Origin of the sequence: Coprothermobacter platensis DSM 11748 (assembly GCF_000378005.1) — a bacterium.
GTDB lineage: Bacteria > Coprothermobacterota > Coprothermobacteria > Coprothermobacterales > Coprothermobacteraceae > Coprothermobacter > Coprothermobacter platensis.
This window is the reverse complement of record NZ_KB899040.1, coordinates 244,557-257,106: the sequence shown is the minus strand read 5'-3', so window position 1 is coordinate 257,106 and position 12,550 is coordinate 244,557. Positions and strand designations below refer to the sequence as shown.

Sequence of the window (12,550 nt, the reverse complement as noted above, 5' to 3'; positions counted from 1 at the left end):
TCCTACCGCTTGCTTTTTCACTAAGAGAGGAGGTGTCTTTGAATCGTGGATTTAATTCAACTTATCGGTAGTTTAGGATTTCCCATTGCAGTGGCAGCGTATTTCATCGTAGAAATAAACAAAACTCTGACCCAGCTGCTCATGGCTATAAAAGATCTTTCCGAAGAAATAACCTTGCTTAAGGAGGCAGTGAAAACCAATGTGGGAATTGACACCTGATACAAAGATAATAAGCAGCAGCGGTATTAGCTGGCTCCAATTCCAGCGAGCCTTAAAAGGAACGCCCATGGAGACACTCGGGCCCACTTTCGCTTGTGCAGAAACAGTATCTGGAGTTAATGCAGTTTTGCTGAGTAGTGTAGCTGTATTGGAAAGTGGATGGGGAAAATCTCCCCTCAGCAAGAGAACAAAAAATCTATTCGGCTTTCAAGCATATGATAGAAATCCTTCTGGAGCCAAAGTGTTTAGCAGTTATGAAGAGGGCGTTTTTTTCGTAGCGGACTACATAAAAACGCATTATGCCTCACCAGGTGGCGTGTTCTACAGGGATGGGACATTAAAGTCCATGGGAAAACTCTGGGCATCAGACCCTCACTGGGTAGAAAAAGTATGTAGCGTAGCTGCTACGTTGAAACGAAGAGCATAAACAAAAAAAAGGAAGGCTTCCACTCTTTTTTGTGGAAGCCTTCCTTCAACCTGTTACTGTGAAAATCGGAATCAAAATTGAACTTTGGGTGCCTGATTTGCTTCCTCTTCTGCTTCATAGTATTCAGCAGGTTTATAACCCATGGGGCCTGATAATAAGTTGTAAGGGAACATCTGTATTGTTTGGTTATACATCATAACCGTATCGTTATAGGCCTGCCTGGCATAGGCAATTTTATTCTCAGTACTGGTAAGCTCTTCTTGTAATCTAAGGAAATTCTCATTTGCTTTCAGTTCAGGATAATTTTCAGCCAATGCAAACAGACGTCCCAGTGCCTGGGTAAGCTCACCTTCTGCTTTACCCATTTCTCCTGGTGTCGTTGCAGATACAGCTTTATTCCTCGCATTAATTACTCGTTCGAATGTTTCTTTTTCATGAGAGGCGTAACCTTTAACTGTCTCCACCAGATTTGGTATTAAGTCGTGCCTTCTTTGAAGCTGAACTTCAATTTGATGCCACGCATTCTGCACGCGGTTTTTCAGTTGTACCAAACGGTTGTAAATCCAAACGATGATCAGTAGCAAAACTATAACAACGATTAAAATCCACATTGGCATCACCTCCTGTGACGTATAATAACATAAACCATGAAAATATCGGCATTCAAACATATATTGGCGTATGGATTAACTACAAACAAAAAGAAAAAAGAGAAAGACTGGTGAAATGAACGCCTAATGAGCCTCAAATCGCGATTTTGGATCGTCGCCATTGTCCCACTTTTGTTAGCAGTTTTTTTAATAACATGGCTATTCTCTACTAACATGTGGAACATCTATTTGCAAGAACGTGAAACAAAGTTGCAAGGCGTTTTGAACTTGGTGGTGAAAAACTTTGAAGCGGTGGCTCCGCAACAGGACAAAGATTCTGTAATAACAATGGCCATTAAAGGCGATGCGGAGTACCAAGAAGAAGCTCGCCTAAGGCTTAACAGCGCCCTATTGCCATATAATCAGGCACTGCAAAATGCTATGCCTACGTTAGGCCTATCCTATTCCATATCTGTTCTGGGAGGCCCCATAGCCGAAGTGCAAAATCCAGGTTCGGAGGCAAAGAAAAACATAGAGATATCGGCCCCTATATCCTGGAACGGCGAGCAGATAGGTGCAGCACGCATATGGGAAAGTGTAGAAGACCTCAGGGCGAGTTTTACAAAAACACGGAACACCGTTCTGGAAGCAGTGGGCGGAATATTGCTGTTAGCTGTTCTGCTCGCATTCTTAGTCATAGAAAGTGTCAACAGAGACATAACAAATCTGGTAAGGCAACTACCCTCTTTAAAAGAAAGCCCGCTACCCACAGGCAGATTCAAAGGCGAAATAGGGCTCATAGCCAGCACTGCTAACGAATTGGCTGCTCAGTTAAAAGAGCAAACACAAGCGCTCAATGCCATTATGGAAAATAGCCCAGTAGGGTTAGCGCTTATAAAAGATGGTCAGGTCATATTGGAAAACCCTATTATGGAAAAACTCTTGCCTGATTTAATAGAAAGAATTTCAAGTAACAGTGCTGATTACTATCAGGAAACCATTAAAGCCAATGAGCGAACAATTTCACTGACATTACTGCGTGTTTCTGAAGAAGAACTCATCGTAGTAGCAGAAGATATCACAGATGTGATAAACATGCGAGAAGCTATGGCCCTTCAAGAACGTTTGGCTGCTTTAGGACGGTTTTCTGCGGGAATTGCCCATGAGATTAGAAACCCGCTTACCGCCATAAGGGGCTTTTCGCAAATGATTATAAAAAATGGAAAGACAGAAGATAAAACATATGCTGAAAAGATCCTTAGAGAGCAAGAGCGTGTCGAAAAGTTAGTCAGAGATATGCTGGTCTACGCCCGCCCCAGAACGCCAGATAAAAAGCCCATACATTTACGCTCATTTTTAGAACAGCATTTGGAAGGCGAAGAGAATGTCTTCTTGGATATACCGGAAGAATTAACATGGTACTTAGATGAAGATTATCTACTCCAGATTGTTACAAACATTGTAGGCAACGCATTTGAAGCCGGAGCAGAAAACGTTTATATTCAAGCAAAAACGGAGGGTCTAAATCTGGTCTTAAGGATATCAAATGATGGCGAGCCCATATCATCTGACGATACGGGGAAAATCTTTGAGCCATTTTACACAACAAAGACTTCCGGCACAGGCTTGGGTTTGGCCATTGTAAGAAGCGCTGCAGAAATACAAGGTGGAACCATAGCAGTAGGACAAATTGATGGGAAAACCACTTTTACTATTACATTTCCCCCTGCTGCCGATACGTAGATGATGGAATATCAAGATGAATAAGCTGATGAACATAATTATGGTTTTTACCATTTGCGTATTTGTGTTGATATTTCCGCTTATCGACACGCTACCGCGTAACACATGGGCAGTAAAACTGTCTGATATGCCACTGTTTTCCCCACCAAAATCTCAAGAGGAAACCAGGCTTATATTTGCCACAAAAGTATTGGATAGCGCCAAGCAAGAAAGCGATTTGGAATCTCATATACGTATACCCATTATCTGGAATAAAGATCAAACCATAATAAACGTTCTTACGGGATGCAATGCAGGTTTGAACAATTTCCGTACCACAGATAGCACAGTGTACACCTATGCACTCAGCCATCTGGACGGTTATACGCAAATAGCAAACGCTCCAAAGAACTTAAGTTTATTGCAAAATCTCGGTCAGGGAAATTTCCTAAAGATTACCTTTGTCGGTGAGGTTTCTCAACTGGAACCAGGAGATATTGTGATCGAGATGCACTCCGGAGCGCTGAATCTGTATGGTTTGATAGTCGTTAAGCAGCAGCTTCCACAAAAAACACAAGTAAAAATGGATGTCTACGATATTATGCCTTTGGTTTCTAATCTTGCGGGCATACCTTATCCACCTGCGGGCATAGGAACAGTGCCATGGGATGTACTCCCATTTAACTACGAACTCAAAGCATACAGAAATTTCTTCTTGTTAAGACAAAAACTTGTACTTGCTGATGGTATTTCCACATCCTTGTTTGGAACCAGTAAGTTTACCGATATCGAAAGTTATAAACCGGGTATAAGTTATTACGAAGGTGATTATGAAAAAGCCTTTAGCGAAGAGCAAGAAATGATTAGCGAAGCAATGCAAGAAATAAACGCCGTAGCACGGCAAAAATGGCTATTGGATATGGCACAGCGGTGGTATTGGTTTTTATTAGGCGCTTTGTTCTTATCCTGGCGTTTCAATCTTAGGATGGTACCTGTTACCATTGGCCTTCTTATCATATCAACATTATTGGGAGGGTTCTTGTTTAAGTTTTCTCCTCTTTTCTTAGTTGGGCCGGCCATTGCCATAATACCTTTGTCCCTAATATTCCCTGACATGGATAGCGAGTCTATTTTTTATATGTGCAGTGGTGTAGTTCTCATATGGATGGGACTGTACGGAGCTCGCAGATACATTATTTCACCAGGTTCAGTGAGTGCCTTTATACTGTGGTCAACGTTCTCGGTAGCATTTGTTGCTGGGCTCTTCACTGTCTTTAGGAAGTGGCAAGAAATATGGAGTTAAGAGTAGGAACAAGCGGCTTTTCTTACAAAGATTGGATGGGTTACGTTTACCCAGAAACAATTAAGAAAACACAGTGGTTTGATTACTATGTGCACTTTTTCAATACAGTGGAAATAAACAGCAGTTTTTATGCCATTCCGAGTAAAAAGACCATGAAAAGCTTATGCCAAAGAACGAACAAGGATTTCTTGTTCGCGGTAAAAATGTATCAGGAAATCACCCATAAAGGCAATAAAGAATCCCTTCCCTACGTACTGGAGGCGTTTAACACCATACCAGAGGAAGGAAGGCAAATGGTTGTTCTGCTTCAGTTTCCGTATTCTTTTCACAAAACAGCAGAAAATGTTGACTATTTACAAGATGTAATGGAAGACATTCCATATGATAAAGCCGTGGAAGTGAGACACCCTTCCTGGTTCAAAGATGAAACCATAAGCCACATGGCTAAGGAATGGAATTTTATACCTGTTTCTCAAGATTCACCTTTTCTGAGGCAAGTAATACCCAATGACACCGTGTATATGCGATTTCACGGAAGGAACAAGGAAAATTGGTGGCAACATGAAGAAGCCTATGAGCGCTATAACTACTTGTACAGCCAGGAAGAATTGGAGGAAATAATGAAAGACATAAAGGCGACAAACAGCAACAGATATCTTCTATACTTTAACAATCACTATCAAGGGAAAGCGTTTAAAAACGCTCAGATGCTCCTTAGCTTATGGAATATAGATTAATACCTAAAACGCTGGATTTAAAGCCAAATCAAAATGTGGCTTTGATATCCGTGGACTCTCTCCCAGAGCGTGATGCATATAGCTTGGTAGTAAGTTTTCTCAACGAAGTGGGAACTTATGGGTGGTTGCTGTTAGTGACGAACAACCCGCAACTATGGCATTCAGAGTTGGAAGATAAGGATATTATGCATAGGACTATCATAACGCACTTACGTCGGCTTAGAAGTGTAAAAAGCACATCATTGGATAGAGTGTTCGTTATACCAACCCCAAGTAAATTAGAATCTTATCTCATAGAAGCTTATTATTTGCTTCCTGAAAATGGAAAAGTAGAGGTCTTATTACCATTTGAAGAACAGTTGGTAGACAAATACAAAAAAACACTGATGGAACAATCTTCTCGTGATAGCCTTCCTCTACTGTTGAAGCTGGGTTTTGTTAATCCTTACGTGGTATTAAAGGAAGTCGGCAAAGAGTCACTGGCAGTGGCAGTGGGAACAAAGAAAGAGCCTGCTTCCGACTTTGACGAAGATATTGCCTATTAGGAGATAAACGCTCCTGATACTTCCAGAACAGAACCGCTTATGTAACTTGCTTCATCGGAAAGAAGAAAGGCCACAGCAGAGGCAACCTCTTCAGGGCGTCCGAGCCTGCATAATGGAATGCGTTGAACCAATTGATCTATGTCTTGTTTAGAAAGTGGCTCTAACATGTCTGTATCAATGACACCCGGAGCAATACAATTTACTCTAACATTACTGGGGCCAAGCTCTTTGGCAATGGATTTCGTAAAACTTATCAGCGCACCTTTTGTCGCGGCATAAACACTCTCGCAGGAACTTCCATAAAGCCCCCAAATTGAAGAAATGTTTACGATGGAACCAAATTGCCTCAGGACCATCCCTTTACTCACGTCCTGAGTGACCCATAAAACAGATTCAAAATTTGTCCTAATGATTTGTTCCATATCTTCTTTTGTCTCATCACTGAAAAGTGCATACCGCGCTACAGCCGCGTTGTTTACTAAGTAATCAATGGGACCCACGTTGACTTTGGCATTCTGTAATGCCCTTTGCACATCCATCTCTTGACTTAAATCAACCTGAATGGGGACAATGGAAAAACCACTTTGTTCACCCCAGTTTAATAAACTCATGGCGTCTTCCACACTTTGGTGGTAGAAAAAAGCAACTTTGAGACCTTCCTGTGCTAAACGTCGTACAATGGCAGCACCAATGCCCCTCGACCCACCGGTAACTAAAACCGCTCGTCCTGTGTATTTCATCGCGACAAAATCAATTTTGGCTGAAGTTTTTCCCAATACTGCCGAAGATAAATGCCCGTATAAGAACGCGGTTCATTGACAATCTGCTCGGGAGTGCCGCTAAAAACGATATTGCCGCCCTCTTCCCCACCTTCAGGGCCTAAATCAATGATATAGTCAGCATTACCTATAACATCAAGATTGTGTTCCACGACGATGACTGTATTGCCCTGATCAACAAGCTTGTGCAGGACCTTTAGAAGCATTTCGACATCGTAACTGTGCAAACCAGTGGTGGGTTCATCCAATATAAATACATGGTCTGTGGCTCTTGACTTTAAGTAAGTTGCCAGCTTAACCCGTTGCGCTTCTCCGCCACTCAAAGTGGTTGCTGCTTGCCCCAGCTCTATATAACCCAAGCCCACAGCATTAAGAACTTCTAAACCCTTCCTTACAGATGGAATGTTGGCAAATACATCCAACGCTTCTTCTACTGTCAAATCCAGAACATCCGCTATGCTCAAACCCTTGTACTTAACTTCTAAAGTCTCTTTGTTAAACCGCTTGCCTCCACATACTTCACAAGTCACATAAACATCAGGAAGCAGTGCCATCTCTACTTTAATCTGGCCCTCACCTTTACACGCTTCACAACGGCCGCCACCTCTGCTGCTTGGCACATTAAAGGAGAAACGGCTCGCCTTGTATCCACGCTCTTTGCTCTCTCTCATAGACGCAAACAGTTCTCGGATGGGTGTCCAAACACCCGTATATGTGGCAGGATTGCTTCGCGGCGTTCGTCCTATGGGGCTCTGGTCTACCAGAACAGTGTGTTTTATGGTACCGTCAATTTGCATGTTCTTAAGACGAACACTGCTAACTTTGCGTTTGCTCTGATAATTCTCCAGTGCTTTGTAAAGAGTGTCAATGACCAGCGAAGATTTTCCGGAACCGGATACCCCTGAAACTACGGTGAAGCAACCCAAAGGAAATTGCACATCGATGTGCTTAAGATTGTTCAGTGATGCATCCTGAAGCTTTATCCACCCCTGAGGCTGTCGCCTCTTCTGGGAGATCTGTATTTGCTTTTTTCCCGATACATATAAACCTGTTAATGTATCTGCTTTTTTAAGCTCGTCAGGAGTCCCCTGGAAAACTACTTCACCTCCCCTTTTGCCTGCGTAAGGTCCCAAATCGATTATGTGATCTGCTGATTCAATTATGTCATTATCGTGCTCTACAACAACCACAGTGTTCCCTTCGTCTCTAAGAGAACGAAGAATGGAAACCAATCTATCCGTATCTCGTGAATGCAACCCTATGGAAGGTTCATCGAGAACATAAAGGACGCCGGTAAGGCCACTTCCTAACTGGGAGGCAAGCCTTACTCTTTGGGCCTCGCCGCCGCTAAGCGTGTCCATGCGGCGATTGACCTGAATATATTCCAAGCCGATATCCACTACGAAGTTGACCCGTTTCATGAGCTCTTGCATGATTGGGGCTGCTACAGTACTTTTTGCACCTGTTACGTGCAGATTCTCAAGCCACGTGCGAAAATGTTTAAAATCCATGCTGGTAACTTGGTGAATGTTCTTGCCATCCACTTCAACCCAGAGCGCTTCTGGTCTGAGCCTGGAACCACCACATGCATCGCAAGGCACTTCTTCTACATAACGATAGTACCAGTTAAAAACATCTTCGCTTTCTGTTTCACTTATGTGCCTTTCTATTTCTGGTAAAACAGGTCTGAATGTAACATTTATCTCCCTGCCGTTCTCCATTTGAAGTGGAAGCCTAATCTTTCCAAAACCTTTTCTTAGGATGCCTTCTTTGACATCTGCAGGTAGGTCTTTGAAAGGCTTCTTCGTATCAATATGAAGCTCGCGAGCCAATACCATGAGCATCTGCTGATAAAAATCATTATCACGATAAGGTATGATCGCGTCAAGAAGTGGGCTATCTTGATCTACCACCAAGTCCTCGGATGCCTTTGTTTGAAAACCTAAACCGTTACACTCAGGACATGCGCCATAAGGCGAATTAAAAGAAAAAAGGCGTGGGGAGAGTTCTGGCAATGTCCTGCCACATATGGGACAAGCCATTTGTTGGCTGAAGTACTCTTTGCCCTGATCAGTCATGATAGCTACGACGCCTTCGGCCAGTTTGAATGCTTGTTCCACGCCGTCAGCGATTCTGGATCGGTTTTCCGCTTTCACAGTGAGCCTGTCCGTTACCACTTCCAGCGTATGACGCTGATTCTTGTCTATCTCAATGGGTTCGTCCACGTCGTAAAGTATGTCATCCATGAAAAGCTTTGTGTATCCCATTTTAGCTACTTGTTCTACAAGTTTCTTCTGCTCTCCCTTTTTACCACGTATAATGGGCGATAGTATGTAAATGTGCTGGCCCTCGTATTCTCTGAGGACTTTATCCACGATCTCGTCCACCGTCACAGGAAGCATGGGAATATGATGTTCCGGGCAGTAAGGTATACCCACATGAGCAAAAAGTAGTCGTAGGTAGTCGTAAATTTCTGTTACCGTACCCACTATAGAACGCGGATTATGAGAGGCAGTTTTTTGTTCCACCGAAATGGCAGGAGGTATCCCTTCTATGTAGTCCACTTCAGGTTTTTGCATTATCCCCAAAAACATACGTGCATAGCCACTAAGTGATTCGATAAAGCGGCGATGGGCTTCTGCATATAATACGTCAAAAGCCAATGTGGATTTGCCACTGCCTGATATCCCCGTAACAACAATATACTTTTCTCGGGGAATGCTCAAAGAAAGGTTTTTAAGATTGTGATGCCTTACTCCATGTAGTATGATTTCTCGTTCCATAAAGGTTCCTTTGTCTGCTCTATGCACCATGTGGTCAAAACATGGCATAACTTACTAAGTTTTTTCACATCCGACAGTGAAGGTTCATGATCCAGTGTAAACTCGATATTGCCACGCAGTTTGCGTATTTCTAATGATGTCTTATACATCTTAGAGTTCTTCCTTAAATAACGCGAGCCCAAACGCCAAATGGTTTCATCAGCTTGTACCGAGCTCGACAAAAACAACATAACACCATACATGGCTGCTGTATAAAAACGGTTAGCAGCCGCTCTTACAGCGCCATTTTCAAGCAGTAACCCACCTTCATAAAAGGATTCTTGTATGAGGGTAAGAAGTTTTTCTCTATCCATTGTCATTTCTTGAACTATTATAAACGTAAAACGATAAAATGAATTTAAAAAATCGTTTAATCCAGTGAGCGGCCGGGTATAATAGTCAGGAAGAGGTGATTATTGTTGGCAATAAGCGTTAGCGACACAATGAGAACGATAAGATTAAAAACATTTCTTCTTATGATATGGTTTGGCGCCATAATCTTGGCTTTAGGTTGGGTCATTGGTTATTTATTTGGCAATGTGACGCTTTGGCTCACCATAGCGTTAGTCATGGCTCTTATGCAAATTTGGGTCAGCTATTGGTATTCAGATAAGATTGTTCTTGCTTCTACGGGGACTCATTTGGTAGACAGGAACGAATCGTTGGAAGCTCAGACACTTTTTGACGTGGTGGAAGAACTTAGCATTGCTGCAGGTTTGCCTATGCCTAAAGTGGGCATCATGGAAACCCAAGAACCAAATGCATTTGCTACAGGTAGAGACCCAAACCATGCCGTGGTAGTGGCTACGCGGGGCCTTCTACAGATGATGAATCGCGAAGAGCTATCGGGTGTGATAGGACACGAGTTAAGCCACGTAAAGAACAGAGACATACTACTAACAAGTATGGCAGCGACTTTAGCGCTCATGGTTTCTTATTTAGCCAATATCTCATGGCGCATGATGTTCTGGGGTGGCATGGGCAGAGATAGAGACGACCGAGGTTCAAACGCCATCGTAATGCTCATAGGCATGCTTCTCATATTCCTTGCTCCATTAGCCGCTACATTGGTAAGGTTAGCCGTGAGCAGAGAAAGAGAATTCATGGCAGATGCTGGAAGTGCACAGATTACAAGAAATCCCGAAGCATTAGCCAGTGCTCTGGAGAAATTAGACCTTTATGGAAAGCGCGTGCCCAAACGTGCCGCTTCAAGCACAAATCCAGCTTTTGCGGAACTTTTCATTGTAAATAACGTGAAAGGCGATTGGATGACTAACCTATTCTCCACTCATCCTTCTACAGAAGAGCGTATAAAAAGATTAAGAAGTATGACCGTTTACTAAAGCAATTTGCTATCTACCAGTACCAAGATTTTTCTGTAGAATTGGCACTATCTGTTTCTTTCGGCTCACAACCTGAGGTAAATATTCGAATCCATCTTTAAAAGGACGAGCCCATACAGTTTGTGCAATTTGCCTATCTCCAAAAGCAAAGAGCAAAGTACCCTTCCTGGTTATGTCGGTTAGCATGAAAAGCCCTAAATCTAAGTTTTCTTGATGAACTTTTTCCTCCATTACGTGGTCTATGTAACTACGCATACTTTGTACCAGTGACATCCCTTCAGGAACTTCTATTTGAGCTATCCCTACCCTGACGCTACCAAAAGTGAACAGTTTGAAATCCTTTGTAAGCGTAGAAGGATCTTTCAAAATAGCTTGGATACGTGCTTGAAAGAGTTGGCCTGCAAGCTCTTCACGAGAAACAACACTTCTATCTTCTAAGTACTGAGCCACATCCACATCAAGTGGCGTCGTGGTAACAGATTGTAAATTCAATGTATCGCTGATAATACCACCTAAGAGCAACGTGGATACATCGTGGGCAGGCATTTTCTCAGAGCGCAAATACTCTCGTGCAACCAACGTAGAGGTAGAACCCACAGGTTCCACGATAATCTTTATGGGTTCATCGGTAGTAAAAGAAGCCACCCGGTGATGATCTATGATGGCAACAACCTCTGCTTCTTCAACGCCATCCACAGCTTGCCCGTGTTCGTTATGATCAACCAGAACCACCCTTTTTCTCGGTGGACTGGCCAAGTCGGCGAGTTCCAAGAGTCCCTTAAATGACCCATCTTCTTCCACAATGGGGAAGTAACGATGGCGGTAAAGATTGGACAGCCGTCTCAAATACTGGAGGCCATCTTGTGGAGACACGCTTACAGGGCTATTATTCATGGCTTCTTTGGCAGAAAGAGCCATGAAAAGCAACCTAACTGTGTTGTACGTATGCAATGAAGAAGAATAAACGATAATGCCAGCATCTAAAAGTTTATGAAGTTCTTTCTCAGGAGGGGTAATTCCCATGGTGAAGACAAGGCCGCCTACTTTTCTTTCTATTATGAGAGGCAGCAAGTCCCACCTATCGCCCATTATAACGATGTGGTCAGCGCTTATCCGCTGAGAAACAGTATCTGCAGAGGAGGCTAAAATAAGCGGTTTACCCTTAATTACGCCAGGGGTACTAAGAAACGTTCCAGGAACGGTTTTCTGAAGAACGTCTGGCTGCAAAGAAAGTATTATATTTTCATTGAACAGCTCTTCTTGGATAACGCGAAAAATGTCTTTTTCCGTAACGATTCCTTGCAGTTTACCGTCCTTTAAAATAGGCACGACTTTTTGCTTCTCCAAACGTTTAGCAACGTTCAAAAACGTAGCATCTTCTTCTAAAACAGAAACCTGTTTGGCCATATCTTCGGCGGTCAAATGCAGAGAATTTAACACCGGCGGCAAATCGTGATTAGCTAAGGAAAAAAGAGCCACCGTTTCATCGTTAGGTTCTCCAGCTCTAAAAGGAACATACTCATCTGGCTGAAGCGCAGCATAACCTACCGCGGAAACAATCGAATCGGTATCAGGGTTTTTATGACCTACTACATACACCATTTGGAACATTTTAATATAACTTGCGTTTTTATGGTATCACGTTAAAGGAGGTGATGTAATGATATTTTTAGGAAAGTGGATCGCAAATTTTGTGGTACTGGCCATAGTAAGTTTGTTTTACCACGGAATAACATATTCTGGTGTGGCAGCTATGATTTTAGGGGCATTGGTACTTAGCTTGGCTCAGATCATCATAAAACCAATTTTGACTTTGCTCACGTTGCCTATTAACATATTGACACTGGGTTTGTTCAGCTTAGTTATAAACGGCTTTATTATTTGGCTCATGGCAAGCTTAGTGCCGGGTATTTACCTGAAATCCTTCGGGGCTGCAATAATTGTATGGATATTGTCAAGTATAGTGGGGCTCTTCGTAGGCCCACTAATTCAATAGTGGTATAAGTGCTGTAATACTTAAGCAAAAAGGGAGAAGACGCCGTCTTCTCCCTTTTATTAATAGG

At 42.7% G+C, this 12,550-nt stretch carries 13 protein-coding genes; 8 read left to right on the top strand and 5 right to left on the bottom strand.

Annotated elements, in window-relative coordinates; genetic code table 11:
• The first annotated feature begins 45 nt into the window (after positions 1–45).
• Positions 46–219, top strand: coding sequence for a YvrJ family protein (locus D890_RS07815; RefSeq protein ID WP_018962748.1), 174 nt, complete (start codon positions 46–48; stop codon positions 217–219).
• Positions 200–646 (top strand): glucosaminidase domain-containing protein, encoded by a 447-nt coding sequence (locus D890_RS0101390; protein WP_018962747.1) that lies wholly within the window; start codon positions 200–202, stop codon positions 644–646. Before D890_RS07815 ends, D890_RS0101390 begins: the two co-directional genes overlap by 20 nt.
• 71 nt (positions 647–717) lie before the next feature.
• On the opposite strand, the gene D890_RS0101385 is transcribed toward D890_RS0101390, so the two are convergent.
• A complete protein-coding gene (locus D890_RS0101385; RefSeq protein WP_018962746.1) occupies positions 718–1,257 on the bottom strand; it encodes a LemA family protein in 540 nt (179 codons plus the stop codon).
• Between the two features lie 126 nt (positions 1,258–1,383).
• On the opposite strand from D890_RS0101385, the gene D890_RS0101380 reads away from it, so the two are divergent.
• The 4 genes from D890_RS0101380 to D890_RS0101365 are packed head-to-tail and all read left to right on the top strand — an operon-like array spanning position 1,384 to position 5,543.
• The gene (locus D890_RS0101380) at positions 1,384–2,979 is read left to right on the top strand and encodes a sensor histidine kinase (RefSeq protein ID WP_083916919.1); all 1,596 of its coding nucleotides are present in this window, start codon (positions 1,384–1,386) and stop codon (positions 2,977–2,979) included.
• A gap of 28 nt (positions 2,980–3,007) precedes the next feature.
• On the top strand, positions 3,008–4,261 hold the full coding sequence (locus D890_RS0101375) for a hypothetical protein (protein WP_156802640.1): 1,254 nt from the start codon (positions 3,008–3,010) through the stop codon (positions 4,259–4,261).
• Positions 4,252–4,998 carry a DUF72 domain-containing protein gene (locus D890_RS0101370; protein WP_018962743.1) on the top strand — a complete coding sequence of 249 codons (747 nt, stop codon included), beginning with the start codon at positions 4,252–4,254 and terminating at the stop codon, positions 4,996–4,998. Before D890_RS0101375 ends, D890_RS0101370 begins: the two co-directional genes overlap by 10 nt.
• Positions 4,983–5,543 carry a hypothetical protein gene (locus D890_RS0101365; protein WP_018962742.1) on the top strand — a complete coding sequence of 187 codons (561 nt, stop codon included), beginning with the start codon at positions 4,983–4,985 and terminating at the stop codon, positions 5,541–5,543. Before D890_RS0101370 ends, D890_RS0101365 begins: the two co-directional genes overlap by 16 nt.
• On the opposite strand, the gene ymfI is transcribed toward D890_RS0101365, so the two are convergent.
• The 3 genes from ymfI to D890_RS0101350 are packed head-to-tail and all read right to left on the bottom strand — an operon-like array spanning position 5,540 to position 9,464.
• Complete coding sequence (gene ymfI, locus D890_RS0101360) at positions 5,540–6,283, bottom strand: elongation factor P 5-aminopentanone reductase (RefSeq protein ID WP_018962741.1); 744 nt, start codon at positions 6,281–6,283, stop codon at positions 5,540–5,542. The two genes, D890_RS0101365 and ymfI, sit on opposite strands and share 4 nt — an antisense overlap.
• Complete coding sequence (gene uvrA / locus D890_RS0101355; protein WP_018962740.1) at positions 6,280–9,105, bottom strand: excinuclease ABC subunit UvrA; 2,826 nt, start codon at positions 9,103–9,105, stop codon at positions 6,280–6,282. Before uvrA ends, ymfI begins: the two co-directional genes overlap by 4 nt.
• Positions 9,075–9,464 carry a hypothetical protein gene (locus D890_RS0101350; protein WP_018962739.1) on the bottom strand — a complete coding sequence of 130 codons (390 nt, stop codon included), beginning with the start codon at positions 9,462–9,464 and terminating at the stop codon, positions 9,075–9,077. The genes uvrA and D890_RS0101350 overlap by 31 nt, the downstream gene beginning before the upstream one ends.
• Positions 9,465–9,563: 99 nt before the next feature.
• Between D890_RS0101350 and D890_RS0101345 the strand changes: the two genes are divergently transcribed.
• On the top strand, positions 9,564–10,487 hold the full coding sequence (locus D890_RS0101345; RefSeq protein ID WP_018962738.1) for a zinc metalloprotease HtpX: 924 nt from the start codon (positions 9,564–9,566) through the stop codon (positions 10,485–10,487).
• 9 nt (positions 10,488–10,496) lie between these two features.
• On the opposite strand, the gene D890_RS0101340 is transcribed toward D890_RS0101345, so the two are convergent.
• Positions 10,497–12,089, bottom strand: coding sequence for a putative manganese-dependent inorganic diphosphatase (locus D890_RS0101340; RefSeq protein ID WP_245533115.1), 1,593 nt, complete (start codon positions 12,087–12,089; stop codon positions 10,497–10,499).
• A 58-nt stretch (positions 12,090–12,147) separates the two neighbouring features.
• Here D890_RS0101340 and D890_RS0101335 point away from each other — a divergent pair, with 58 nt between their 5' ends.
• Complete coding sequence (locus D890_RS0101335; RefSeq protein ID WP_018962736.1) at positions 12,148–12,483, top strand: phage holin family protein; 336 nt, start codon at positions 12,148–12,150, stop codon at positions 12,481–12,483.
• Positions 12,484–12,550: the final 67 nt, after the last annotated feature.

Excerpts from the sequence above, each read along its gene's own strand:
- D890_RS0101390 (WP_018962747.1), top strand. The coding sequence starts at position 200 with ATGTGGGAATTGACACCTGATACAAAGATAATAAGCAGCAGCGGTATT.
- D890_RS0101385 (WP_018962746.1), bottom strand. The coding sequence starts at position 1,257 with ATGTGGATTTTAATCGTTGTTATAGTTTTGCTACTGATCATCGTTTGG.
- D890_RS0101380 (WP_083916919.1), top strand. The coding sequence starts at position 1,384 with ATGAGCCTCAAATCGCGATTTTGGATCGTCGCCATTGTCCCACTTTTG.
- D890_RS0101375 (WP_156802640.1), top strand. The coding sequence starts at position 3,008 with ATGAACATAATTATGGTTTTTACCATTTGCGTATTTGTGTTGATATTT.
- D890_RS0101370 (WP_018962743.1), top strand. The coding sequence starts at position 4,252 with ATGGAGTTAAGAGTAGGAACAAGCGGCTTTTCTTACAAAGATTGGATG.
- D890_RS0101365 (WP_018962742.1), top strand. The coding sequence starts at position 4,983 with ATGGAATATAGATTAATACCTAAAACGCTGGATTTAAAGCCAAATCAA.
- ymfI (WP_018962741.1), bottom strand. The coding sequence starts at position 6,283 with ATGAAATACACAGGACGAGCGGTTTTAGTTACCGGTGGGTCGAGGGGC.
- uvrA (WP_018962740.1), bottom strand. The coding sequence starts at position 9,105 with ATGGAACGAGAAATCATACTACATGGAGTAAGGCATCACAATCTTAAA.
- D890_RS0101350 (WP_018962739.1), bottom strand. The coding sequence starts at position 9,464 with ATGACAATGGATAGAGAAAAACTTCTTACCCTCATACAAGAATCCTTT.
- D890_RS0101340 (WP_245533115.1), bottom strand. The coding sequence starts at position 12,089 with ATGGTGTATGTAGTAGGTCATAAAAACCCTGATACCGATTCGATTGTT.
- D890_RS0101335 (WP_018962736.1), top strand. The coding sequence starts at position 12,148 with ATGATATTTTTAGGAAAGTGGATCGCAAATTTTGTGGTACTGGCCATA.